This window comes from Chitinophaga jiangningensis (assembly GCF_900142605.1).
Taxonomy (GTDB): Bacteria; Bacteroidota; Bacteroidia; order Chitinophagales; family Chitinophagaceae; genus Chitinophaga; species Chitinophaga jiangningensis.
The window spans coordinates 333,419-359,951 of the sequence record NZ_FRBL01000001.1 but is presented as its reverse complement, the minus strand read 5'-3'; the positions used below and the strand labels follow the sequence as shown (position 1 = coordinate 359,951).

20 protein-coding genes are annotated in these 26,533 nt (G+C 46.0%); 18 read left to right on the top strand and 2 right to left on the bottom strand.

From position 1 onward, the window contains the following. Positions 1-3: 3 nt before the first annotated feature. Positions 4-183, bottom strand: a complete 180-nt coding sequence (locus tag BUB18_RS01425) for a hypothetical protein (RefSeq protein WP_073077296.1) — start codon at positions 181-183, stop codon at positions 4-6. A gap of 96 nt (positions 184-279) precedes the next feature. Between BUB18_RS01425 and BUB18_RS01420 the strand changes: the two genes are divergently transcribed. The 12 genes from BUB18_RS01420 (at position 280) to BUB18_RS01365 (ending at position 15,389) form a co-directional block, all read left to right on the top strand. Then, positions 280-708, top strand: a complete 429-nt coding sequence (locus BUB18_RS01420; RefSeq protein ID WP_073077294.1) for a MarR family winged helix-turn-helix transcriptional regulator — start codon at positions 280-282, stop codon at positions 706-708. A 43-nt stretch (positions 709-751) separates the two neighbouring features. Then, complete coding sequence (locus BUB18_RS01415; protein WP_073077292.1) at positions 752-1,204, top strand: hypothetical protein; 453 nt, start codon at positions 752-754, stop codon at positions 1,202-1,204. A gap of 90 nt (positions 1,205-1,294) precedes the next feature. Beyond that, entirely contained in the window at positions 1,295-3,850 is a 2,556-nt protein-coding gene (locus BUB18_RS01410; RefSeq protein ID WP_073077282.1) for an SEL1-like repeat protein, read from the top strand. Continuing rightward, positions 3,851-4,414 (top strand): Crp/Fnr family transcriptional regulator, encoded by a 564-nt coding sequence (locus BUB18_RS01405; protein WP_073077280.1) that lies wholly within the window; start codon positions 3,851-3,853, stop codon positions 4,412-4,414. An 81-nt stretch (positions 4,415-4,495) separates the two neighbouring features. Further along, positions 4,496-4,918 (top strand): inner membrane protein YiaA, encoded by a 423-nt coding sequence (yiaA, locus tag BUB18_RS01400; RefSeq protein ID WP_073077278.1) that lies wholly within the window; start codon positions 4,496-4,498, stop codon positions 4,916-4,918. Between the two features lie 180 nt (positions 4,919-5,098). Then, positions 5,099-6,310, top strand: a complete 1,212-nt coding sequence (locus BUB18_RS01395; RefSeq protein WP_073077276.1) for an AAA family ATPase — start codon at positions 5,099-5,101, stop codon at positions 6,308-6,310. After that, on the top strand, positions 6,303-6,731 hold the full coding sequence (locus BUB18_RS01390) for a hypothetical protein (RefSeq protein WP_073077275.1): 429 nt from the start codon (positions 6,303-6,305) through the stop codon (positions 6,729-6,731). Before BUB18_RS01395 ends, BUB18_RS01390 begins: the two co-directional genes overlap by 8 nt. Positions 6,732-6,843: 112 nt before the next feature. Then, a complete protein-coding gene (locus tag BUB18_RS01385; RefSeq protein WP_073077273.1) occupies positions 6,844-7,449 on the top strand; it encodes an RNA polymerase sigma-70 factor in 606 nt (201 codons plus the stop codon). Positions 7,450-7,556: 107 nt separating this feature from the next. Further along, positions 7,557-8,723, top strand: a complete 1,167-nt coding sequence (locus tag BUB18_RS01380) for a FecR family protein (RefSeq protein ID WP_073077271.1) — start codon at positions 7,557-7,559, stop codon at positions 8,721-8,723. A 223-nt stretch (positions 8,724-8,946) separates the two neighbouring features. Then, a complete protein-coding gene (locus tag BUB18_RS01375) occupies positions 8,947-12,162 on the top strand; it encodes a SusC/RagA family TonB-linked outer membrane protein (RefSeq protein ID WP_178372062.1) in 3,216 nt (1,071 codons plus the stop codon). 32 nt (positions 12,163-12,194) lie between these two features. Next, entirely contained in the window at positions 12,195-13,580 is a 1,386-nt protein-coding gene (locus tag BUB18_RS01370) for a RagB/SusD family nutrient uptake outer membrane protein (RefSeq protein ID WP_073077269.1), read from the top strand. Between the two features lie 9 nt (positions 13,581-13,589). Next, positions 13,590-15,389 carry a TlpA disulfide reductase family protein gene (locus BUB18_RS01365; RefSeq protein ID WP_073077267.1) on the top strand — a complete coding sequence of 600 codons (1,800 nt, stop codon included), beginning with the start codon at positions 13,590-13,592 and terminating at the stop codon, positions 15,387-15,389. A gap of 46 nt (positions 15,390-15,435) precedes the next feature. Here BUB18_RS01365 and BUB18_RS01360 read toward each other — a convergent pair whose 3' ends face one another. Then, positions 15,436-16,206, bottom strand: coding sequence for a DeoR/GlpR family DNA-binding transcription regulator (locus BUB18_RS01360; RefSeq protein WP_317043085.1), 771 nt, complete (start codon positions 16,204-16,206; stop codon positions 15,436-15,438). A 466-nt stretch (positions 16,207-16,672) separates the two neighbouring features. On the opposite strand from BUB18_RS01360, the gene BUB18_RS01355 reads away from it, so the two are divergent. From BUB18_RS01355 to BUB18_RS01330, 6 genes are all read left to right on the top strand, one after another. Next, positions 16,673-19,723, top strand: coding sequence for a SusC/RagA family TonB-linked outer membrane protein (locus tag BUB18_RS01355; RefSeq protein ID WP_073077264.1), 3,051 nt, complete (start codon positions 16,673-16,675; stop codon positions 19,721-19,723). Between the two features lie 19 nt (positions 19,724-19,742). Then, positions 19,743-21,320, top strand: coding sequence for a RagB/SusD family nutrient uptake outer membrane protein (locus BUB18_RS01350; RefSeq protein ID WP_073077262.1), 1,578 nt, complete (start codon positions 19,743-19,745; stop codon positions 21,318-21,320). 245 nt (positions 21,321-21,565) lie between these two features. After that, positions 21,566-21,772, top strand: a complete 207-nt coding sequence (locus BUB18_RS01345) for a hypothetical protein (RefSeq protein WP_073077261.1) — start codon at positions 21,566-21,568, stop codon at positions 21,770-21,772. Between the two features lie 53 nt (positions 21,773-21,825). Next, on the top strand, positions 21,826-22,971 hold the full coding sequence (locus BUB18_RS01340; RefSeq protein ID WP_073077259.1) for a DUF4221 family protein: 1,146 nt from the start codon (positions 21,826-21,828) through the stop codon (positions 22,969-22,971). Continuing rightward, entirely contained in the window at positions 22,946-23,407 is a 462-nt protein-coding gene (locus BUB18_RS01335) for a hypothetical protein (RefSeq protein ID WP_073077257.1), read from the top strand. Before BUB18_RS01340 ends, BUB18_RS01335 begins: the two co-directional genes overlap by 26 nt. Before the next feature lie 339 nt (positions 23,408-23,746). Then, a complete protein-coding gene (locus tag BUB18_RS01330; RefSeq protein WP_073077256.1) occupies positions 23,747-26,518 on the top strand; it encodes a VWA domain-containing protein in 2,772 nt (923 codons plus the stop codon). Positions 26,519-26,533: the final 15 nt, after the last annotated feature.

The window sequence follows — 26,533 nt, the reverse complement described above, 5'->3', positions numbered from 1 at the left end:
CGTTTACAACACAAATAGGATGGCTGCTGATAATGCCAGCGTTACCAGGCCTACCATTAGCGCGGTGAGATAAAAAGCTCCGTTTTTAGCTGCCCGTTTAGCGATACCATCTCCGGGACTGATGGGGAAGGCCATCGCGCGGAGCCGCTGCCAGATGGTTTCCTGCTGTTCCTCTGTATCCATTGTTTTTTATTTAGTGCAAATGTACTAATTAATTAGGTCAATTGTACTAATTTTATCGTTAGTCGCCTAAGCTGATAATATTATTACCTTTGCCGCATGAAATCAGGAAAACCGAACAGCTCAATCAACGGGTTATTAGTAGAGATCTGTAAGATTAGAAGAAACAAAAGTAACGAACTATTATCAGGTGCAGGGATTCACGCGGGGCAGGATATATTACTGTACTATCTTGATCTGGAAGACGGGCAAACCGTATCTTCCCTGGTAGAAAAGATGGGTATTCAGCAGGGCACTATTGCCGCTATGATCGACAGGATGGTGAATGCGGGAATGATTACCAAGGAAAAAGATGAAAACGATAAGCGCATTTCAAGGGTATCCCTCACTAAAAAAGGCAGGATGGCGCACCAGCAGGTGGCGGACTCCTGGCGGAAAATGGAAAGTATTACAGCCAAAGGACTCTCACCGATAGAGCAGGCGCAACTAATTACCTTACTGGAAAAAGTGAAAGAGAATCTTTCCTGAGAATGATTATTTTCGTGAAATCATAAATGTCCATTATCCGACTATGCAACAATCAAAATGCCCCAGCTGTGGTGCTACTGTATTTGACCAGGCAAACGCCGGTGCTGATGTGCGGGAGATGCTGATCAACTGCCAGTACTGCGGATCACAATTCACCGTTAGCAATCCAAATTACAGGGAGCCACAAGCGCAGAGCGTCAGCTATACCTATAACAGCACCAGCTTTACGTATACCAACAATACCCGTCCGGGCACAGGCTGGAATCAGGCAGGCGACTGGCAACATAAGTTTACCAGTATATTTGGCCTTATAATGGCCTACATTGTGGTAGTACCGGCTGTGATTTGTTTAGGGGTGGGAATTTTTAAAAGAGATGGTGGTGCGGTAGCCGGAGGGGCCATACTGGCATTGGCTTTCATGTTCTTCTTCTTACTGGCTAAAGCAAGTAAGAAGGAATTGAAGCGAAGAGCAGCAGAACGCGGAAACCAGGGATAAAAATAAATTTGGTAACATACTTGCACAACAGCCACACCAGCGGCTGTTGTGCTTTTTTTTAGTATCATTGTTTTTCAACTATCGTAAACCATGTCGCATAGATTATACCTGTACAACCTCGAAAAAGTTCCTGAACAGGCAGGAGCAACAGCATCCAATTTGCCGCTGGCCGCTTATGGCAACACCGATGAGCAGGTGCTCATGATGATGGAATGGGGTTATGAACTGCCGCCATTTTTTTACCCGCTGTTTGCCGGCGGTATTACCATTGCACCTCCGGTATACAACGGCTCAGAGGGCGGCTTGTATGCCCCGGCAGCGCCGGGTAAGGAGGCGTTTGCCGACTTCTACAATTTCCTGGAAAAGCATGCGGATACGCTGATGTATAACAAGGATGCTTTTGAAAACGCAAAGAAAAAGCTCCTGCGCTTTTTTGAAACCAAGGTAACTCATGCCTGGTTTCACCTGGACGCCTGGGATGTGTTTAATATGTCGGACGACGGCGCCGAAGGCAATCACACTGCCCAGGCGGAGGACCTGAAACTGATCATTGAGCAAACGAATACGATTATACGTAAAGCCATAGCAGCAGATAACCCTGACCTGTTGAATGAATGGCCGCCTATCACCAACAGTGGTTATCATGCGGAATTTAAGCAGCTCCTTAACGATGAAGGGTTCAATTATGGCTGGGCTGTAATAGAATCCGCCCTCATGGGCGACTACACCGGCCTGGAAATATTCATGGAGAACGGACTGCAGGGGCTTAAAAATGAGGAGGGTAACATTGTTTTACCAGCTGAATTTACAGAGATATTTGAGTATCCCATCGGCGAGGAACTGGCCCTGGTATTACATCAATCGGGTAAATACGGGTATGTCAACAGGGCGGGTGAACTGGTGATACCTTGTATATATGAGGATGCGTACGATTTCGCCAACGGCTTTAGTCACATCGTTACAGATGGGAAAGCCGGTGTGATAGATGAACGTGGCCACGCTACCATCCCCGCGGTGTACGACAATGTACATGTGCTAAAATACGGGGTATTTGCAGTTAAAAAAGGCGGTGAATGGGCACTGATGGGTGAGCAGGAAACCTTGCTGCTACCTTTCCAAACGGCCGAAGACGTAGGTATCGACGACAGCGGGCTGATTTACTTCTTCTTTAAAATAGAAAAAGAAATCTGGTACTATTCAGATACCTTCCACTTCCTATTAAAAGGATTGTCGGATAATATTGAAACGGAAGGCGGCTGCTACCTTTTCACCATGAAAAGCCAGATGGGGCTGCTCAGCAATACCGGCGAGCAACTGATTCCTTTTGCGGAGCAAACTATCCGTTACGACTATCCGCTCGATGCTTTTATTGTACAGGCGAAAACAGGCTTTGGATTATATCATGCCACGCAGGGCTGGTTACTACCGGCAACTGCAGAAAATATTTACGCGCTGCAAGCCAATCCCGGAGAGCATGGCGAGCGACTGGCAGTGGTACAACAGGGGGGCAATTCGGGTTTATATGCCATAGCAGCAGATTCCCGCTGGGTAGCCACGCCGCAGTATAAAGGTTTCATCTTCCTGAAAGATAATTATGTAGGTTATAAAAACAGTGAAGGCAAGTGGGGAATATTGGATTATGCCGGCAACCGCATATCGGAGCCAGTCTATGACAGCGTAAATGGTAAGGAGAATTGCCTCACCTACGGCATTGCCATTACTTTCAATAGTGATGCTATCCTGTTAATTCAGGGAGATGGTAATGTCCGCCCATTGTCGGCCCGGGAGGTAGTGGACGAAATGTCCGTTTACCCGGAGTCCTTTTATACCAAAGACCAGCTGAAGGCACTGCGGAAAGCTTTGCCGCTGGCGGAGCAGGCGCTTAACGAGCATGCCCTCGGCAGCACTGCCCTGGACGAAGGCCGCTCTGAAGATGCTATCCGCCACTTTGAGCTGGCAGCCTCGCTGCATTGCTTCGAAGCCATTACAGACCTCGGCTACCTGTACGAGTATGCAGACGGCTATACGAATACCGGAAAGGCATTTGAATTGTACAAAACTGCTGCTACCTTAGGTGAGCGTTATGCGATGAAAAACCTGGGCCTGATGTATCAATACGGTCGCGGTACGGCGCCGGATTACCAGCAGGCTGCTTATTGGTTTGAGCAGGCTATTGCCCATGATAATGAAGATGCCGTGGAAGCGCTGGCGGACTTATATTATTACGAAACCTACGGCATGCTGGACAATGAACGCGCCCTGGAATTATATCAAACGGCACTGGACAATGGTAATGAAGAAGTAGCATCTAAAATCGGTAATATCTACGAGATAAAAGGAGATATCAAAAACGCCATCACTTATTATAAACAGGCTGCCAAAAGCGGTAACACGTTTGCAAAATGGCGGTTGGGCTGCTTTTATACAGATGGCAACGGCGTGAAACGGGACCTGCATAAGGCTATGGCATTATACCAGGAAGCGGTAGCTGATTTACCGGATGTACACGTGGATATCGCCATCCTGTATGCGGCCGATCCGTACTTTGATCCGGCGGAGGCAAAGCGCCACCTGGAGCTGGCAAAGGAAGCCGGTGTAGATACCGCGGATGAGTATATTGATAAGTTTAAGCACCTCTGGAAATAAATGGAAAGTTTACTGGCGCAGCTGACAAAAATCCACCACATCGGGGAGGAAGCACGCATTGATTTAGAGGCCAGTCTCACCCGCATGGTGCTGCCTAAAAACGAATTGCTGATTACGGAAGGAAGAGTATGCAGGCACCTGTACTTTATTGAAACAGGCAGCCTGCGTGGCTTTTATAACCAGGAAGGGAAGGAAGTGACGCACTGGTTTGGGTTTGAAAGTGATTTTGTGACATCCTTTCACAGCTTTATTACCGGCCAGCCCGCTGTAGAGAATATACAGCTGATGGACGGTACTATTTTATGGGCCATCACAAAGGAATCGCTCACAACGCTGATGAATAAGCACCATGATATGGAAAGACTGGTGCGTAAATCCTACGAACGATATTATATCCGCCTGGAGGAGCGCTTTATCAACGCGCATTTCAAAACCGCTACGGAGCGCTATGAGCAGCTGCTGGCGGAGTCGCCGCATATTATAGAAAAAGTCCCTCTGGGCTATATTGCCTCCTACCTGGGCATATCCCAGGAAACACTTAGCCGTGTCCGTAGTCGGCTTTAACATTTACAAAACAGGTTTTTGACTAATGTCAAAAGAATTGCTTTGGGTGGCTGCTAGCTTTGTACCATCAAATTTACCACTATGGAACAAAGAAATCAGCAACAACCATCCGCCGCTTTCGTAGCTGCCGCCTGGGTTGCGCTATTAGCAGGTGTAAGCGCTTATATCATCGGGCTGGCTAATGTGGACATGGCCCTTAATGAAAAAGGATATTATTTTACCGTATTGATGTTTGGCCTGTTCGCCGCAGTTTCGGTACAGAAGTCGGTGAGGGACCAGCTCGAAGGCATTCCCGTAACTAATATCTATTACGGGCTTGCCTGGTTCTCCACCCTGCTGGCTATTGTGCTGCTAACGGTAGGGCTCTGGAATGCCGGACTCACTAAAAGTGAAAAAGGTTTCTATGCCATGTCGTTTACCCTTAGCCTGTTTGCTGCCATTGCAGTACAGAAAAATACCCGCGACGGCCGCCAGCAACCGAAAGATCGTTTGAATGGCGAATAGTGCCGGCCTTCCATCCTAAAAAGTGTAGTAATCTATATATTGTTTGTTTGTTGAAAGTCCGGGCGTTGGAGTCCGGACTTTTTTATTATGCATAGGATGTTATTTGTGTTTTTTGAAATAAAATGGCAAATTGTGTAAATAATTCCTTATTTTTAAAGGTATAATGCTAAAAATTTGGATATGCTGATTGAGTTTAAGTGTAAGAATGTTTTTTCTTTTAAGGAGGAAACTTCATTTTTAATGACATCGGTGAAGTCTTTTAAGGAATTGACAGAGACAAATGTAATTCCAACAAAAAAGGGGTTCAATTTGCTCAAAGTCGCGGCTGTTTACGGTGCAAATGGTAGTGGCAAAAGCAATTTTATTGCGGCGATGAGTGTAATGAATACAATCATATATTCTTCATTCAGCGATTCGTTGAAAAGAGAAGGTGACAAGAAAAGCCCAAATGATTTTAGTTTTAAGTTGAGTACTGTAACGGAATCCCAAAGTAGTATGTTTGAAGTTTCATTCCTTATTGAAGAGGTTATCCACAGATATGGATTTGAAATTTACAATCGTGAAATCCTGAAGGAATGGCTTTATAGAAAGGTTGATCGGGAAGTATTTCTGTTCACCAGGGAAAAGCAGCAATTTACCGTTAATAAAGAATCTTTTCCGGAAGGAGATAAATACAAATCGGAAGTGAATGAGAATGTTCTATTCCTCAGTCATCTTGCCCAATACAACCAACCTGCATCGAAGCATATTTTAAGCTGGTTTAATCTGCTTCGCACTTTGAGTGGCATTGATGAATACGATTATGAGCGTTTCACAGTTAAGTTATTGAGAGATAATCTGAGTTTTAAATCGTGGGCAGCTACGGCATTAAAATATCTGGAGATTTCAAATATAGAAGCAGGCGATAAGGATGATGAAATTATTACTTATCATAACAAGTATAACGAACATAACTTACTGGTTGGTGCTGTTGCTTTCGATCCCTATATGGAATCACATGGTACGCAGAAATTGATACGCCTTCTGGGGCCTGTATGGTTGAATCTAAAGTACGGTGGGGTTTTGTTCATAGATGAACTGGATTGCAAATTGCATCCTAATCTTACAAGAAAACTACTTGCCTTATTTCAGCAGTACAATCGCAGGAATGCACAATTTGTTTTTACCGGACAGGATATAAGTCTGATGGATAAAGATCTGTTGAGGCGGGATCAAATATGGTTCGTAGAAAAAGATCAATTCGGTGCATCAAAAATTTACTCCCTTTCTGAATTCAGCACTAAAGCGGTAAGAAATACTTCTGATTTTGCAAAGAAATATTTGGATAATCAATTTGGCGCCGCTGATACCTTAGAAATTACGGATAAGCTTATATCTCAGTTATATGAGTAAAAAGGAAGGGAAAAAGCTGCCAAAATACTTAAGGGAACAGGGGGACTTAGGAATAAAGGAGCCAAAGAAGCGAAAAATAACATTTTCCCTGACAAGACATATTGCAGGTCCACCCGGGCAATCATTTAAGGAGTGGGATGATGAAGGGTTAATGGCGGTATTGGCAACCATGATGCAGTATGCAGGGCAATTTACAACCCAGGAGGTAATTCAGGAGGGCTGTATTAAGTTATATAATAAATTTGGATATCCACCCCATTCGGAATTTCCCAAGCCAAAACATATTTCAGTTGAAACCTGGGCAGTAATGCATATTACGGCTAACAGTAAGGAAGTGGTGGCGGGATATATAGAGGATAATGTGTTTTATATTGTATTCCTTGATAAGAACCATGTGTTTTGGCCTATGGCGGATAAGTGAAGTAGTATATTGACTAAAGCCACTACACATAAAAACCACCCGTTAAGTCATCTTTTTTGGGTATTTTTATACCGATAAGTCATTTCATATAAGCGGGTGTTTTTCAGCGATAATGGGGGAGTATCTACAACAGGAACATGTATTATTAAAAAATCTCGCTGCCGGAGAACAGTCCGCTTTTCAATTCCTGTTCCATCAACACTACAAGGCACTCTGCTATTTTGCCAACAGCATTGTTCAGGATACGCAGGAAGCTGAGGATCTGGTACAGGAGTCCTTCTCCAAGCTCTGGAACAAGCGCACCGATTTTCAATCCGCCGCTAATATAAAAGCCTTCCTTTTCATTGCCACCAAAAATGCCTGCCTGAATTTCCTCAAAAGCAAAGAGCGGTTAACCATCCGCGAAAAGGAATTTTCTTATCTCCAAACCGGTGTGGATACAGGATTCGATCCCGCCATGACGGAAACAGAAATTATTACACAATTATATAATGAGATAGAAGCGCTGCCAGGGCAATGCAGGCGGATCTTTAAAATGAGTTACCTGGAAGGTAAAAAGAATGACGAGATCGCAGATGAGCTGCGGATCTCCTATAATACCGTAAGAGCACAGAAGTTGCGCGCACTGAAACTGATTCGTAGCAGCCTGCTCAAAAAGAATATCTTACCGATGTTAGGAGTTTATATCGCACTGATTAAATATTATTATTATCACTAATCAGCTCCGCCAGAAAAAAAAATAAAAAAAGTAGCGGGTTCCTTTAATCGAAAATAAAGTTTTCTTGTTTTTATAGTAATTGACAGTGTCTGGAGGGGAATAAGAACATGGACGAACCAACTATTTCACAACGTATTGCTTACCTCGTTTATGGGTATCAGCAACAAACTTTAACGGAAGCAGAAAATACTGAGCTGATGGATTGGATCCAGGCAGCTCCTGGAAACCGTGCTTACTTTGAGCAGTGGACCAATGCTGAATTATTGCAGGGGAAATTGCAGCAATACCGCCAGTTTGATGCAAATGCCGGCTGGGAGGCCTTCCGGGACCGGCATTATCCCGCTGCTCCCGCAAAAAGCCGCTACCGCCGGCTGTATTGGTGGAGCGCCGCCGCAGCCATCGCCCTGCTCGTAGCCACCGGCGCCTACCTCCGTCAGGACCGCCAACAGCCAATCGTTGCCTCCGTTGCAACGCCAGCCCCGATTGTACCAGGCTCCAACAAAGCTACACTCACGCTGGCCGATGGGTCCACCATCCCGCTGGATAGCGCCACCAGCCAGGTGTTTAACCAGCAAGGCAGCATCGCGCAACTGCAAAACGGTCAGCTGCAATATGCCGCTCAGGATCCGAATGCAGCCATCAGGTACAACACCCTCACCACGCCAAGAGGCGGCCAATTCCGATTAATGCTCCCCGATGGGACGAAAGTATGGCTCAACGCGGCTTCTGCCATCACGTATCCCACATCTTTCGAAAAAAATAAAAGAGAAGTTACCATCAAAGGTGAAATATATTTTGAGGTGGCCACCCACCAGCAATGGCCTTTCGAAGTTAAAACGGATGCCAATACCAGCATAGAGGTGCTGGGTACCAGCTTCAACATCAACGCCTATACGGACGAAGCAGGCATTAAAACCACCCTCATCAGCGGCGCCGTGAAAGTAAACGCCGGCACTACCGCCGCTGTGCTCAGGCCAGGACAGCAGGCACTGGTCAATGCTGCCGACAAAATCACTATCACCCATGCCGATACCACCGCCATCCTCGCATGGAAAAGAGAAGCATTCTACTTCCAGGATGCTGATATCCCTACCGTTATGCGTCAACTCGCCCGATGGTACGATGTTACAATAGTATATAATGGAAATATCCCTGCCAGAAGATTCCAGGGGGAAATACAACGCCGGCTGCCACTCACGGATGTACTCGAAGGCTTGCAGGCCTCCGGCCTGCACTTCCGTGTAGAAGGCCGCAATATAATTGTGGAACAATAAATTATAGGAAGATGTAATACCAACTTTTACAGTGGTCACGTCAGATAAAAAAACCGGAGGTGATTGGACCCACCCCCGGTAAACATCCGGTGATCATTCGCCATAAGCACGCTAATACTTAATACCAATTATTCAACCAGACAAATGCAAATCTATGCAATTGAATTTTTATGGTAAAGTCCTACCTATGCCCGGACTTCACTCAACCAAAATTGCACTTACTATGCGATTGACAGTTTTTCTAATGTTGGTAGCTACGTTAAAAGTATCTGCCTCCGCATTTGCCCAGTCGGTCACTATGTCCGTTAAAAATGCTCCAATGGAGGAGGTTTTCAGCGCCGTCAAAGAACAAACAGGCTACCTGTTTTTCTACGACAAAGACCTCCTGCGCCATGCGAAGCCGGTAACCGTAAAAGCGGAAAATACCGCACTGGTGCCCTTTCTGACCACGGTGTTTAAAGATCGTTCACTGGACTTTACCATCCGTGATAAAACTATCTTTATCCGTAAAAAAGAACTGCCGGCAACTCCGCAGATCAACGGCACGGAAACCGCTACACCTCAGCAGGAACAACGACAGACAGGCCAGGTGAAAGATGTCCAGGGGCAGCCACTCATCGGCGTGTCCATTAAAATACAAGGTACCAGCAATGGTGTAGTCACCAACGAAAACGGCTACTTCAGCATCCCGGCTAAAGAAGGCGATGTAATGGTGTTCTCCTATATCGGCTACGAATCTAAAACCCAGCCAGTGGCACTCAACAGGCAGCTGCTGATCATACTGAAAGCACAAACAGCCTCCCTCGATGAGGCAGTGGTGATCGGCTACGGTACTACCAGCAAGCGCTATAACACGGGCTCTGTTTCCAGTATTAAAGCCAGTGATATCGCCAACCAACCCGTGCTCGATGCGCTCGGTGCGTTGCAGGGCAGGGTGTCCGGCGTATTTATCAATTCGTCCAGTGGCTTGCCCGGATCAAACTTTAGCGTGGTGCTGAGAGGTCAAAGCTCGCTCTCCGGCCCCAACAATCCACTATATGTGATCGATGGAGTGCCGTTCTACTCCGAACCGCTCAATACCTTCACCTCTGCTAACGGTAACCAAAGCCCGATGGCATCCATCAACCCCGCCGATATCGAACGGATCGATGTGCTGAAAGATGCAGATGCCACCTCTATCTACGGCTCCAGGGGCGGTAACGGCGTAATCCTCATTACCACCAAAAAAGGAAAAGCCGGCAAAACACAAACTAACTTCAACGTATACACGGGCGCCGGTAAAGTGGTAAATACAATGGATATGCTGAGTACGCCTGACTACGTGGCCATGCGCAAAGAAGCCTATGCGCATGATAATAAGTCGTACGACCGCGAAACCGCTCCGGATATCACCATTTGGGATCAGCAGAAAACCACCGACTGGCAAAAATTCATCATGGGTAATACCGCCCGTATCACGGAAGCACAGGGAACGGTATCCGGTGGTACGGCACAAACGCAATACCTCATCAGCGGTACCTATCATAAGGAAACAACCGTGATGCCCGGCAGCCTCGGCTACCAGCGCGGTGCAGGCAGGATGAATATTAACCACACCAGCCTCAATGGTAAGTTTAATATTAACGCGTCCGTTAACTATACTGCCAACAAGGATAATTCTATTCCTACCGACCTGACCCTTTTCTATAACCTGGCGCCTAACTTCCCGCTGTATGATTCCACCGGTGCCCTCTACTGGACCGGCAACATCCAGAACCCACAGGCTTACCTGCTGCGCAAATCAGTGGTAAGTACCAATATGTTCCTGGCTAACACCGTGTTGAGATATACCATCCTGCCAGGACTGAACGCTAAAGCAAGCCTCGGTTACACCCACACGGGTATGGACCAGATGCGTATTACACCAAATGCCAGCCTGAATCCACTCACCTCAACAGGTAGTGAATCCTACTTCGGTAATTCCAGTTTAGGCTCTTACATCATTGAGCCGCAGCTCGACTACAATAAGGACATCGCCAAAGGTAATCTTCAGGTTATGGTAGGTGGTACCTTCCAACAGAATATCACCAATGGTAAGTCAGTAATCGCCTCCGGATTCTCCAGCGATGCTTTGCTGGAAGATCAGCATGCGGCTGCACTGGTGGTGCCACGCCCGTCTGTCTACGCGTTTTACCGCTATACATCCATCTTCGGAAGGGTGAACTATAACTGGGATGGAAAATATATTGTAAACGCTTCTTTCCGTCGCGATGGCTCCACGCGCTTTGGCCCTGGTAACCGCTTTGGTAACTTCGGCGCCGTAGGTGCAGCCTGGGTATTCAGTAAAGAGTCGTTTATCGGGGAAGACGGCTTCCTTAGCTTTGGTAAGCTCAGAGGTAGCATCGGTAGTTCCGGTAATGATAACATCAGCGACTATCAATACCTGGATGCCTGGAGCTCTACGCCTTATCCGTACGGGAGTATACCAGGGTTAACACCCAGCCGACTGCCAAATAATAATTACAGGTGGGAAACGAATCATAAAAAGGAAATTGGTCTGGAACTCGGCTTCCTCGACAACCGGATTATGTTTAATACCAACTATTATTATAATATCTCCGATAATCAACTGGTGGCTTACCAGTTGACACCACAGGTAGGTTTTGAATCTATTACCGCCAACCTCCCTGCCAGCGTAATGAACAGCGGATGGGAGGTTGAACTGAATACTACTAATATTAAAAATAAACATTTCAGCTGGCAGACAGGCCTGAACATGTCCATCAATAAAAATAAACTGAAATCATTCCCGGGTATTGAATCCTCTACCTACAAAAATATCTATGTAGTAGGTGAGCCATTGTCCATCGTGAAAGGGTATCAGTTCCTGGGCATTGATCCGGCAACGGGTACGCCTAAGTTTTTCAGTAATACCGGTGCGCCTACGCCTACAGAGAATGATGACTACGTGATCCTCGGTAAGAGAGCGCCGGATTTCTATGGTGGTTTCTCCAACACGTTTAACTGGAAAGGATTCACACTGGATGTACTGCTGTCGTTTGTAAAACAGGAAGGCCCCGGCATCAACTATGGTTACAGCACCGTGGTGATTGGCGGCCCTGTAAACCAGGATCTCCGCGCACTGGACCGGTGGCATAAACCCGGTGATATCACCAGCGTCCCGGGTGCTACCACGGTGGATGGTTCTTCAGCGTACCGCAATTACAGCCTTTCTACCGCCAACTGGGGCGATGCTTCCTATATCAGACTGAAAAACGTTTCCCTGCGCTACGATCTGTCGAAATACACCAGCAAATGGAAACTGAGCAACCTGAGCGTATATGCCCTCGGTCAAAACCTGTTTACCATTACCAACTACAAAGGGCTTGATCCTGAAACACAAGGTATGGTAGTGCCACCGTTGAAATCATATACCATTGGCGTTCAATTTGGTTTTTAAAAATATTCTTTAGGGAGATAAAAGATTTTATCATGAAACGATTACAATTTTTATTAGCCGGGCTACTGTTATTTGCTGCTACTTCCTGTAGTAAGTATGTAGACACGCCTTTGCCTAAAAATGAACTGGTGTCGGACCTGGTTTTTAAAGACGATAAGGCCGCCACAGCGGCGGTGACCGGCGTATATGGCAACATGAATTCCTTTAACTACATGTTCTCCAACGTGCTGATCAACTACCTCAGCGCCATGCAGGCAGATGAGATGTATTATTACACCAGCTTTGCCAACTATGATGTGTTTAAGGAAAACAGGCTGTTGCCAAGCAGTCAGTATGTGCAAAGCATGTTTGCAGACTTATACAGTTACATCTACCAGATGAATGCCTGTATAGAAGGGCTTTCTGGCGCAACATCCCTCACCCCTGCTGTAAGAAATCAGTTGCTGGGAGAATCCTATTTTATGCGCTCTTTCTTCTATTTCTACCTGGTGAATATGTACGGTGATGTACCGATGATTACCGGAACAGACTACCAGGTAAACGGTGTAAAACCACGTGTGCCACGCGCAGAAGTTTACGACACCATCATCTCCAATCTGAAAACGGCGGTACAGTTGCTAGGTGATCAATATCCGTCCGGTGCACGCACCCGCCCCGATAAGGCTGTGGCAAACGCGCTGCTGGCAAGGGTATACCTGTATAACCAAAATTGGGATCTGGCAGAAAGTACCGCTTCTCTGGTGATTAACAATAATGCCTATACGCTGTTAACGGATCTGAATACCGTATTCCTGGCTAACAGTAAAGAAGCCTTATTTCAGCTGCAGCCTTTAAATCTTACCGGCGGCAGAAACACCTGGGAAGGGTTTACTTCCACGCCGGCTACAGCTACCGGTACCGGCTTATTCCGCCTGCAACCAGGACTGATATCTGCTTATGAAGTGGGTGATCAGCGCCTGGCAAAATGGACGGATGTCAGAACACCGGCTACCACGCCTAAATACTACATTCCGTTAAAATACAAGATCCGCACTTCCACTGCCGGCGTCACTGAATACTCTATGGTGATGCGTTTGGCGGAACAATACCTCATCCGCGCGGAAGCTAGGATTCACCAGGGTAAAACGGATGATGGCCGCAGCGACCTGAATGCTATTCGTAAGAGAGCGGGATTGGGAGAGCTTTCCACCAGCCTCGATCAGGCGGCATTATTGCTGGCAGTTGAAAAAGAGCGCCAGCTGGAACTGTTTGCAGAATGGGGGCACCGCTGGTTCGATCTCAAACGTACCAAGAGATCCGATGCTGTACTTGGGCCATTGAAAGGTGCTAACTGGCAGGCTACGGATACCTTGTATCCGATTCCTTCCGATGCGATGAGAACGAATATTAACCTGACCCAGAATCCAGGGTATAACTAAGCCGGCTATATGAAAAAATTGATCGTGCTGCTATTACTGATGACAACTGTTGTCAGTAATAGCTTCGGGCAACAATCCGTTGTAATATCACCGGCTTACCCGGAAAGAGGACAAACTGTTACGGTTACTTTTGACCCAACTGTAGTGGGAAACGGCATCCCTTCGGATGCTAAGGAAGTAACCCTGGTGTTTTCCTACTCTAATTTTTACAATCTCCCCTGGAGAATGAAAATGGAGAAAGCAGGGAGTAAATGGACGACTTCCTTTGTGCTGGCAGATTATACTGTGTTTGCCACTTTCTACCTTGAAAGTGGAGCGCATATAAATAAGCCGGCTAAGGATCAGCATTACGAAGTAGCGGTTTATAAAAATAAAGTGCCGGTAGAAAATGTATTCCTGTATAAAGGCTACAGTATGAGCGCGCAGATGGGGAAATCGCCTTTGCTGGCGGGCCGGCAGCAGGAGTTGTATGAAAAGGAACTGGCGCTGTATCCGGATAACTACGAAGCAAAACTGCGTTTACTCACCAGTAAAATGAATGCCACCAGTTCACCGGAACAAAAAGCAGCGCTCCGCAAAGAAGCGCATCAGGTGATCGCGGACCGCTTCAATGCTGATCCCGGCAACAGTGGTAATCTCAACAAAGTTACTATGGGTTACCTGATCATTGGTGAAAACAGCCGCCTCGATTCCATCCGCAAAGTAGTGATGCAACGCTACCCGGAGTCTGCGCCCGGACGGAGTTTGAACGCTGCTGCCATAGCTAAGGGAAAAGATACAACTGCGCAAATTGCGTGGTATGAAAAGGAGCTGCAAAAAGAAACCGCAGAGAACACGGCTTCATTTACGGAAATGCATGAGCAGTTGTTCCGCTATTATGCAGCCCGGAAAAATGCGTCGAAAGCATTGTATCATGCACGTTTCCTGACAAGTGAAAAGGAAAATCCCTATAAGGTAACCGTATGGGAAGAAATCGGACGTACGTTGCAACAGCAGCAGCTGGCGCCGGATTCAGCCTATGGTTATGTAAAACGTGCTTTGGATAGTGTGCAGCATTATCCGGTAGGAGTGATCCGTTATTTTCCGGAAACCGGTTATATCTATCCGTATGTGGATGATAGTACCAGGCAGGCTGCTTATAATAAGGCTGCTTGCCGCCTCCATGCTTTGCTGGGGTTAATTGCCTTACAGCAAAACCGTCCGGATGCTGCGGAAAAGCATATGGCACTTGCCGTGCAGGAAATTGCGGACAAAGAAACGCTGGACGATGCGGCAACCTATTATCAGCAAACCGGTAATAAAAAGCAGTTGGCCATGCTGGATCAGTTCCGTAAAAAGATACTGATGGAAAAAATTCTGAAGCAGCAGGTGAGCAAGCCGGCACCGGCACTCACTTCTTTTGTGGATATGAAGGGCAAGGCCGTATCGCCCGACGCGTTAAAGGGGAAGATTATTGTGATTGATTTCTGGGCTACCTGGTGTATCCCCTGTATGCAGGAAATGCCTTACCTGCAGCAGCTCTACGATCAACATAAAAACAATGCCGACATTGTATTTATGATCACCAACAGCGGGGCTAAAAACACGCTGGCGGATGCGCAGGGATGGAGTGGCAATAAAAAATATTCCTTCCCGGTGTATTACAACACTGATCCGGAAATAGGAGATAAGTTTAAGTTCAATATTATTCCAGCCTCTTACCTGATCGACAAAAAAGGAAATATCAGGTTTGTAAATATAGGTTTCGAAGGGCCTGAAGTGCTGGCAAAGCTACAAGGGCAACTGGATATCTTGCTACAGGAAAAATGATGAATGCACCTCCCAATGACACCCGAGGTGTCATTGGGAATTCCTGTTATACGACTGTTACTTTAACGCCCATATCTTCCATGCGTTTCACCAGATGATCTGCGATAGCGCTGTCTGTAATCACTTCATCGATATCTTCCAGTCCGCATATGCGCCCGAATCCTCTTCTGCCGAACTTGCTGGAATCCGCGAGTACAATGGTTTTTTGGGCGGTTGTCATCATTTTCTGATTGAGATGTGCTTCCATGATGTTAGTGGTGGTAAGGCCAAATTCGAGGTCGATACCGTCTACGCCAAGGAATAATTTGCTGCAGGAGAAGTCGTCCAGGATTTTTTCCGCATAGGTGCCGGTAACAGAGGTGGAGCTGTTGCGGAGTTGGCCGCCGAGCTGAATTACTTCAATCTCCGGTCGACGCAGCAGTTCTAATGCTACGTTGAGTGCGCCGGTTATCACCATGAGTTGCCCTTTCGGCTGAATATTTTTTGCCAGTGCCAGTACGGAGGTGCCGGAGGCGATGATGATCGCATCGTTAGGGGCAATGAGCATCGCGCCTGCCTGACCTATTCTGGTTTTTTCTTCCCGGCGGATGTTCTCTTTTTCATTTACCGGTTTATCTATTGTATAAGGGTTTTGTACTGTTGCGCCACCGTGAGAGCGGAAAAGGAGTGATTTGTCTTCCAGCAGCTTCAGGTCTTTTCGTATAGTCACCCCCGATACATCCAGTTCTTTACATAGCTCCAATACATTAACATAGCCCTTCTCGTGCAGTTTACTAAGAATAAACTTATGGCGTTCAGCAATATTGATCATAGACATATCATATAAAATTACGCATTAAAGTGTTCCCCTGATATTATTTATGAGCTCGTTTACAATAGCTTATATACTCATTTCAAGTTATTACATATAGTTCCTTTTGAAGAGGAAATTACCCCATTATTGCAAGATTTTTTATTTTTTATGAAATAATTTGAAATAGGTTTGAAATATTTTTATGTAGATATTAATATGTTATTAATTGTAAATCAATAGTATAAAATTTATTTTCTCTTTCTTTTTCACTCATCCTGCTTTTTTTAATTTTTTTCATTTTATTTTATATTTTGGTTTCAAATTGTTTCTTTTTAGTTTCATATTTTGAAAGCACGGTGAAAATGAAATGAAATATAAGTTATCACAGCAAAGCCACGCTCCCGTGAAGTGTAATCATTACCAATTATCCTAACAGTTGCCAGGCAGTAAGCAGTTTATTATCAACCAATTAATAAAAAACAATACACGTATGAAATTCTTCTCGCGATTCCACGGGATTCAACCAGCAGTATTCCTGCTGTGCTGCATCTGGATGCTGAGCGGTATCCCTATCCAGCTACAGGCACAGGACCGGACCGTTTCCGGAAAAATCACTGCGGTGAACGGTACACCTGTTATTGGTGTAAATGTGCAGGTGGCCGGTACCAGCCATGGAACTGTTTCCGATGTTAACGGGGTTTACAAACTCAACGTACCTGCAGGTGCCACCCTGAAGTTTTCTTTTATCGGTTATCTGTCGAAAGATGTGAAAGTAACCGGGAACACCTTAAACGTTACACTGGAGGAAGACATTCAAAAGCTCAACGACGTAGTGGTAGTGGGTTACGGTACGCAGAAAAAAGCAACGCTTACCGGCGCCATCACCACCGTGAAAATGAGTGAGAAAGCAGGTCAGCCTATTACCAACGTGAGTAATGCGCTGCACGGTGTGCCGGGAGTATTCGCTAACCTCAGCAATAGCCAGCCAGGCGTGGACCGCAGTACGATCCGTATCCGGGGGGTAGGAACGCTTAGCAGCAACAATCCTCTGGTACTCGTAGACGGAATCGAATATTCCATGGATGAGCTCAATCCAAATGATATCGAAACCATCACAGTGCTGAAAGATGCCGCCGCTTCCATTTACGGTTCACGCGCAGCAAACGGGGTAATCATCGTGACCACCAAAAAAGGTAAGGGTGCTTCCCACGTAAACTATAGCTACTACTATGGTAAACAGAAAGCTACCTACCTGCCTGATGCGATCAACGATCCTATCGCTTATATGAAGCTGAAAAACCAGGCCCTCCTCAACGAGGGTAAAGCGCAGGAATATAGTGATGCAGATATAGCTGAATACCAGGAAGGTATGAAAACAGACCCTTTCACCTATCCTGCAAACGATTGGTATAAAATTGCCCTCAAAAATGGCAAGATCCAAAAACATGACATCAGCGTTGCCGGCAGCGGTGATAAATATCAGTACCGCTTGTCACTCGGCTATCTCGACAGAGATGGTATCCTCTTCGGACCGGGTAACCACGAAAAGAAATACTCCGTTGGTCTCAACGCCACTATGGATGTTACCAAACGCTTACGCACCGGTATCACCCTGGATGGATACTACCGTAACTACACACAACCATTCTATACCGACTCCTGGACCTACCTGGCCCGCACCCTGCCAATCCTCACGGATACACTGGCCGATGGTCGCTACGGTAACTCCTGGATGAGAACCGCTGGTCGCAACAACTGGGAAAACCCACGCATGCTCGCCTATAACGGCTTGCAGACAAAAGTGGTACAACGCTTCCTGACCACCGTTTTCGCCGAGTATAAATTGCCATTTGATATCACTTATAATATCAAATTTGGGGTAGATAAATACGACGGCCTACTCAGTGGTTTCACACCGCGCATGCAAACCTTTGATCCTAAAACAGGAAAGGCAACCAACTGGAATAGTCCTGCTACAGCCCCCAGAGCCGCGAAAACGGACTATAACGACATGAATATTCATTTTTACAATACACTCGACTGGAAAAGATCATTCGCCAAACATAACGTTTCCGCTATGCTGGGCGCCAGCTACGATAACATGGATAGTGACAGCTGGGCCACCAGTATGTACGGCTACCTCGATGGCCGCCTGGATGCTTTCAACGCAGGTACCACCTGGAATGCCACCAGCGGCAATATGACCCGCGATGTATTGGAATCCTATTTCGGTCGTGTTAACTACGATTACAATGAGAAGTATTACCTGGAAGCTACTTTCCGCTATGATGGCTCCGGCCGCCTCGGCAAACAAAGCCGCTGGGCATTCTTCCCGTCTGTATCTGCGGCATGGCGTATAGACAAAGAAGCATTTTTCCATTCTGATTTTGTGTCCTTCCTGAAGCTACGTGCATCAGCCGGTAAAATGGGTAACCAGGCAGTAGACTTATATAGTACCCAGGCAGCTGTTATGCTGGGAGAAGATTATAGCTTTGGCGGCACACTCAATTCAGGCGCCGCAAAAACCGCAGATGCAGATTCTACCCTCCGTTGGGAAATTACCAATACCTACAACGTAGGTGCAGATATCAACGTGTGGAATAATCGTATAGGCTTTACTGTTGATGCCTATCAAAAAATGACCAACGGTATGCTGCGCCCGATAAATATTCCAGCACAAGTGGGCAACCTGGCTGGTCCAAAACAAAACGTGGGCTCCGTGAAAAATATAGGTCTGGAACTTACCATGCAATACAACGACAAATTCGGTGACCTGAATGTGAATGTATTTGGTAATATAGGATTTAATAAAAATGAGGTAACCGACCTGAATGGTGAAATCATCTATGGTTCCGGTACCATCACCCGGGAAGGTTATCCTATTGACGCTTACTACCTGCTGCAGGCCGAAGGAATTTTCCAGACACAGGACGAAGTGAAAAACAGCGCCAAACAATCTGCCAACACAAAACCAGGTTATATCAAATACAAGGATGTGAATAATGATGGTATCATCAATGGCGACGACCGCGTGATAGTAAACAGCTCTTCCTCTGTACCTACTTCTACCTTTGGTTTCGGATTTAACCTGGGTTATAAAGGCTTTTCTCTTACCTCCTCCTTCCAGGGAATTGCCGGTGTTAAAGCATTACCTACTGCAAACCTGGCATTTCCATTCAACAATGGCGCTAACGCCACCTGGGAATGGACAAGGGATGCATGGACACCTCAAAATACGACTGCACGCTTACCTATCGTAACTACCAGCACCGGCGGTATCGATAACTTCCAGCGTTCTACCTTCTGGTTAAGAAACAACTCCTATATCCGGTTAAAAAATATACAGCTGGGGTACGCGCTGCCACAAAGCCTGCTGTCAAGGGTTAAAATCCAGAAAGTACAGTTTTTCATCAATGCGGAAAACCTGCTTACCTTCTCTAAGTATAAAGACTTTGACCCGGAGTCAGTCCTGGATCAAACTACCCTGTATACCTACCCAATGTTGAAAACTTTCAACGGTGGTATTAACATTACCTTCTAATACTTAAATGTTGATTCTTATGAAGAAGATATATTTTTTACTCACTTGCGCAGGTTTCCTGGCTGCAGGTTGCAACAAAAGTCTGCTGGATACTACGCCGCATGACCGCTATTATGAAGAAACCTACTGGCAAACCCCGGAGGCAGCAAATGCAGCACTGGTAAGTTGTTACTCTGTATTGCGCAATGCCGGTGTTTACGGTGGAAAAACCTCCAATAATGCCACTGCGCTTTGGGAAGAAACCCTCACTCCCAACGCCTATAATCAAACCGACGGGATGAGTTTCAATACCATCGCAAGAGGAACCCAAATGTCGAGTACAGGCGGAATTATTACGAGTCGTTATGGCGATTGCTACAGTGGTATTGGTCGCTGTAATACCTTTTTAGTAAAGGTAGATGAAGTAACTGCCCTTAGCGAAGCTAACCGCAGAAGAATGAAAGGCGAGGCATATTTTCTCCGTGCACTCTACTATTTCATGCTGCAGAATTATTATGGTGGCGTTCCATTAGTACTGGACCCGCCGGAGAGAAGCACCCAGGCTAAGCTGCCCCGCAATTCCCGCGAAGAAGTGATTGGCAGAGTGCTCATCGACCTTGATAGTGCGACTAAAATCCTTCCGGTTAAATTCACCGGAGGGGATGTGGGACGTGCCACTAAAGGTGCTGCAATGGCATTAAAAGCAAGGGTATTACTGTACGAAGCCAGCCCACTGTTGAATCCTTCCAACGATGTTACTAAATGGAAAGCCGCCGCTGATGCTGCCGCAGCCGTCATGAACGAGCCTGGTACCGGGTATGGCCTGTTTAAAGATTATCGCTCGTTATTTTTACAGCCAAATGAAAATAACCTGGAAGTTATTTTTGATGTGCAGTACGTATTCCCGCAACAGGGTAGTTCCTTTGACCTAATCTGCTCCCAATACAACACCAATGCGCCACTCCTGGATCTGGCCAAAACCTATTATACCACCAAGGGGCTGCCGATCACTGATCCTGCCTCTGGTTATGATGCGGCTAATCCATACAAAAACCGCGATCCACGCCTGAATGCTACATTTACCTATCCGGGCGATACCTACAAAGGGGAAGTAATCAACACCAAACGCTTTGCAATCACCGGCTACGGTATGAAGAAGTTTAGTATGTATGATAAAGAAGCCCCTCCGGCTGATAAAAGCGATCTGAAAGACGGACAGTCTGATATCAACTTTATCGTACTTCGCTTTGCGGACATACTGATGATGTACGCTGAAGCACAGAACGAAGTAAGTGGCCCGGATGCAACCATCTTTGCGGCGCTGAATCGTATACGCGACCGCGTAGGTATGCCGCACTTCAATGAAGCTACAACCAAAGAAGCCCTCCGCGAAGAAATCCGTCATGAAAGACGTGTGGAATTTGCCGGAGAAGGCTTGTACTATAACGATATCCGCCGTTGGAAAACTGCTGAAACCGTGATGAATGCTACCATTCAGAACTATGCAGGCAAAAACCTGGAAACACGGACCTTCGATAAAAACCGGGACTACTGGTGGCCTATCCCATTGGGTGAGCGCGACGTGAATCCTAACCTGGAACAAAATACTGGTTACTAGTCGATAGATGGCAAACAACAAAAAGGGTATCCGTGGATCGGGTACCCTTTGTTTTTTTATAGATGACTGTGGACACACCGCAGTAAATCAAATGGAGTTATATAATTCACTAAATTTAAGCAGCCGTAAATAACTGTGCTGACATAACCTACTGACCCATATTGACTTGTTGTTCCCGAATCCTCCTGGCATGGGCCAAGTTCGTAAAAGTGACTACCGTGTTCCCTCATTTAAACTATCATAACATGAAAAAATCCATCCTTGTATTCGGTATTGCATTTACTGCATTAGGACTGTTTGCATCTGTTCCTACTACTGGCAGCCCTTGTGCTGATGATCATCACGGACTCCGGGGTATTTGCCAGAAAAGAGTAGTGAACGGGGTGACTTACTACGTATGTAATTCACCGGTAGATCCTACTGTGACCAACTGCACTTACTACGTAAATTGATGACATGATTTGCAGACAGGGTATAAATGCCCTGTCTGTTTTTTTACTGCCCTATGAAAAAGTTGCTGATCATTATTTTACTCCTTACAAGTGGCTGTGACCAAGGGAAAGTGAAACCGGTAAGTAACTGTAGTACTGCTTTTGAGGAGATTACACTACGACTAACCTACACGGATACACTACAATTATTCCTGGATAGCCAAATGGTGTTTTCCCCGTTTACGCCCATAGATTATGATGCGCTTACAGGCCGGCTATATGCATTCGATAGTTACAACAAGCGCCTGCTCACGTATCAAACAGGTGGTGATGATACATTATTATATCCGGCGGGAACGTTGAAAATTAATACAAAGGAAAAGGTGTCATATTTCAGGTATCTGTCGCCGGACAGCCTGTTGCTATACGCCTATAACCGGGATTATCTGATGTACTATGATCTTAAAAATGAAAAGGTGACAAGTACCCGCACCTTCCTGCCTGCCGGTAAATCCTTTCCTAAAACCATGCTGCCCGCAAGGCCCTTTGCCAGCGCGGCTGCGCCTATTTACCTGTTGGATAGTGTAGTGGTGGGTGCTGGTTATCTGTTGGGCGAAAAAGCGGACGAGTATTTCCCCGGCAGAACCATTTTTGCTGCTATCCACCCGGGTAATCATGTGACCTATCATATACCTTATTCCGGGGTTTACCAGGAAAATAACTGGGGTGGGTCGCACCTGCGCATACCTTATACTAGCTATAATGCAGCGGCTAAGCAATGGCTACTGAGCCTGCCGGCGGATCATCATATGCGAGTGATCGATAGTAACTGGAAGGTGAGTGAGGTGCCAGCCGCATCTGCCAAAGGCGTTTGTATCACGAGTATGGCACTGGGAAAAGACAACCAGGTGATTTATAATGCAGATGTTACGTTGGATTACTACCTGCATACGCCTACCTATCGGAATATCATTCACGATCCTTATAGCAACTGCTACTACAGAATTTTGGAAATGCCTGTAAATAATGCTAAGCAACCGGGCAAGCAGCCATGGTTGATTGTACTGGACAAAAATTTTCAATACAAAGGGGAAGCTGCTATGCCTATGTCGTTCGCATTGGATAATTTTTTTATAGGGAGAGAAGGAATTTGTTTCCTGGATATGGAAAATGAAAATCAAAACATCGCGCGTTATGTACAATGTAAAATTTCCTGGTAGCTTCCTGTTATTGCTTGTGTTATTATTATCATGCAGAGATAAACATACTCCGTTAATAACAGTCATTCGTAACCTGGATACCCACCCGATGAAAAACGGGGTGTATGTAGTAATTCCCAACCAGGGCTGTGATGGGTGCATTAGCAGTGCCGAAGTATTTGTAAAAACGAATGTTCAGTCATCTCCCTATATAAAATATATTTTTACAAAGATCCAATCCACAAAAATGCTGCGCATTAAACTTGGCGGTGATGTGATAGATGACGCGCATATCCTTCTGGATACCACTAATAATATTGTATATCCCGATTCAGACAGGGAGATTTACCCGATGATTGTATATGTAAAGAACAATGAGATTACCGCCGTAAAATACCAGCGACCGGGGGAGGAGGGACTGGAGGAACTGAGCCGGGTGATGCCAGTCGGTGAATAGATAGAAAGCACTGTGTCGAATGCTGGAGTCTGGAAGATTGTTTGTGTAATGATTTGATATGTAATATGATAAGTTTTTTTGTTGTGCTGGTTTTACCTGAATTTGTACCTGTTTGTTTACCTTTCCTTTTTCTTCCCCGACTATATATCAGTAAGCGGTATCTATGAGTGTATGCAATTGAGGTTGGCATCACTTGCATATACGAATCCTCCGCTGTTATTGATGACTATCACGTCCCTGAATCTTATATGCCAATTAACCCTGAGATTTTGATGACCCCAAAAAAGTAAGATCATGTTACATCAAATTAAAAAATCGTGTTGCTATCATTTAACTCTTTTGCTCTTATTTTCCTTCCTGGCAATTGATAGCATTGCTGGCACCGGGAGGATAGATGTGGATGGTACAATGCATTTCAGTGTCAATTTTCGCTATGTGCCTACCGCTGCGGACATTGCCAGGATTGAAAATGAACTTAGGATTGCAAATGGAATTATTTGTGATGCTACCGACGGGCAGGCGCGTTTTGGAACAATCCGCATCACTGCCGGTGCAGCAGGAGAGGAGGATGCGGATATATGGGTTTATGCCGATGAAGGTCGTTCTGGTGTAAGTTATTTTAGTAGTGGTGCTGGTTTCGGAACAAAAGGAACGCATATCGTACTTTTTCAGGGTGGTATTAATGGAGCTGTTATTGCACATGAGCTTGGCCATCTGGCTTTCGGTTTGGGAGATGAATACGATGAACAATGCCGTTGGGGAGGACCCTGTGGTATAGGACCTTGTCTTGACGCTGGAAGTGCCCTGGCTGATGAACTGATGCAGCAGCGTGGAAATTCTGGTGAATTATGTACTGCCGGAAATCACGATAGGCTACAGGGCGACAATACTACCTGTCCTGCGACATCGGCGTGCGCTGGCGGAGGTAATTGCACAGACCCCAATTGCAGCGCTTCCTGGAATACTACTACAAGCCGCTTCGAAATTACCCAGCAAACTGAAATGCACCCCGGACTTTCCTGCTGGGAAACCTTGGATGCCAACTATCCTACTGTATTCACGGTGCCTGCAGGCAATCCTGTTAATGCTCCTCCCGCTAATTGCGGAAACCCCATATTCGAAGTGGCAGTAACCGGCAGCGATCAAATCATGTTATTCATTGATCGTTCCGGCAGCATGAGTGCCGCAGTAGACCCTTCCAGTACCGTAAGCCCTTCCAGGCTTGATTTTGCCAAAGCCGCAGCGAGAGCATTTGTGGATCTGAGAGCGGGAATAGGGGCACAGGTAGGACTTATTTCATTTGAAGAAACCCCAACGCTCGACAGAAGGTTATCTGACTTACCTGTTGCTGATGCCAATGCATTTAAGAATACTATAGACGGCTTGGTGGCAGGTGGTAACACGGGCATTGGAACTGCTTTGAATGCCTCCATTTTCGAATTTCAGGCAGCGGCAGCCGCCGGAAGAACGAGAACTGCTTTCCTTTTGTCAGACGGTGAAAACAATCGTGGGGCAGACCCTAATTCTGCCGCCACGCTACTGAAGAATATGGGTGTGCGCATCTTTACTATCCCGGTAGGTAGTGCAGCCGATAGAACCTTACTGGCAGAGATAGCCGGCACCTCCGGCGCAGCCATGCTGGACGCAGCTCAGGGCGATGAATTACCATCCATCTATTTTAAATTATTTGCACTCGCCCAGGGAGAAAGCCTGGTGCTTGAAAGGAAGGCGTTAATAGTAAAAGGAAGGCGGCAAACCAAATACGCCCGTGTTCAAAAAAATGAATTGGACAGCGTTTCGTTTAATGTAGAAAAAATGGGACGCCAACTCAATTTAATTCTCTCCACAAGGAATACGGATATCAAAACCTGGAAGCCCGTTTTTCAATTGATCAGCCCTAACGGCGAAGTATACACAGCAGCAAATAGTGATATAATCAAAACAGACCCTTATTACATCCTGGTTCAACTAAGTAATCCTGTTCCGGGGAAATGGCGATTGATAGTTGCTTCCGGTAATGGCTATGATCAGTCGCTTTATGTGGCTGCACATGTACAGAATCCATTACCCGACCTCTTTGTTCAAACATCCCCTATTATAGCGAATACAGCGAAGCCCGTGACTATTGCCGCTACCAGCAGCTATAAGATTGACCTTGACAGTGGTGTGATTTATGAAGGGCACGTAAAGAGGCCTGATGGTACACTTGTACCGATTCACCTGAAGCCAGACTACTATTCCCGTGCTGTAAAAGCGACCTTCAATGATTACAACTATAGCGGTATTTACGAAGTATATGTGAAAACAAAAGTTACGACTGCTGCAAAACCTATCAATGGTGAAAGCATCTTTACTGGTCCTGCGATGATGCCTGTTACAATTGATGCTTTTGAAAGGGAAAACACAACATATTTTCTTGTTAAAAATGGTAAGCCTTTTTGCACTACGGAAGATTGTGATCACGATGGTATCCTGAACGAATCGGATGGTTATTCAGATCAGGACGGAGATAATATCCCCAACTATCTCGATGATGATTCCGATGGAGATGATATCCCGGATGCGACAGAAGGTACGAAGGATGCTGACAGGGATCATATCCCCGATTTTTTAGACCCTGACGCTAATAATAACGGAATTACAGATGGAAACGATCCTGACAATAATCCGAATAACAGATACCGGTTATGGTATAGTGTACATGTTGGTGCTTCATTCCCTTTGGGCGAACTAATTGAGCAGTCATACCCCAACATCAATGCACAGATTGATTTGACCTATCAGCTTCGCAGGCAACTGAATTTAGTATGGCTGGCTGGTTATAGTCAGTTTACAGCAAAAAACACTGGCACCAACCCGTACTGGATAAACGTATCTGTAAATCTACAGAAAGTGTTTGCTGTTGTACCGGGTATGCAGCCATATATCAAGGCTGGCCCGGGATTTTACCGCAATGAAAATACCAGCGCTGCAGGAGCAAATATTGGTATAGGTGGAGTGCTGCCGGTAAGTACTCGCTCGCAGCTGACGACCGGGCTGGATCTCCATCAGGTATTTGGCGAACGCAAAGCTGCCTTTCTGAATTTTACTATCGGATTTCTTTTCAGGTAACAAATTTTGCCGGAG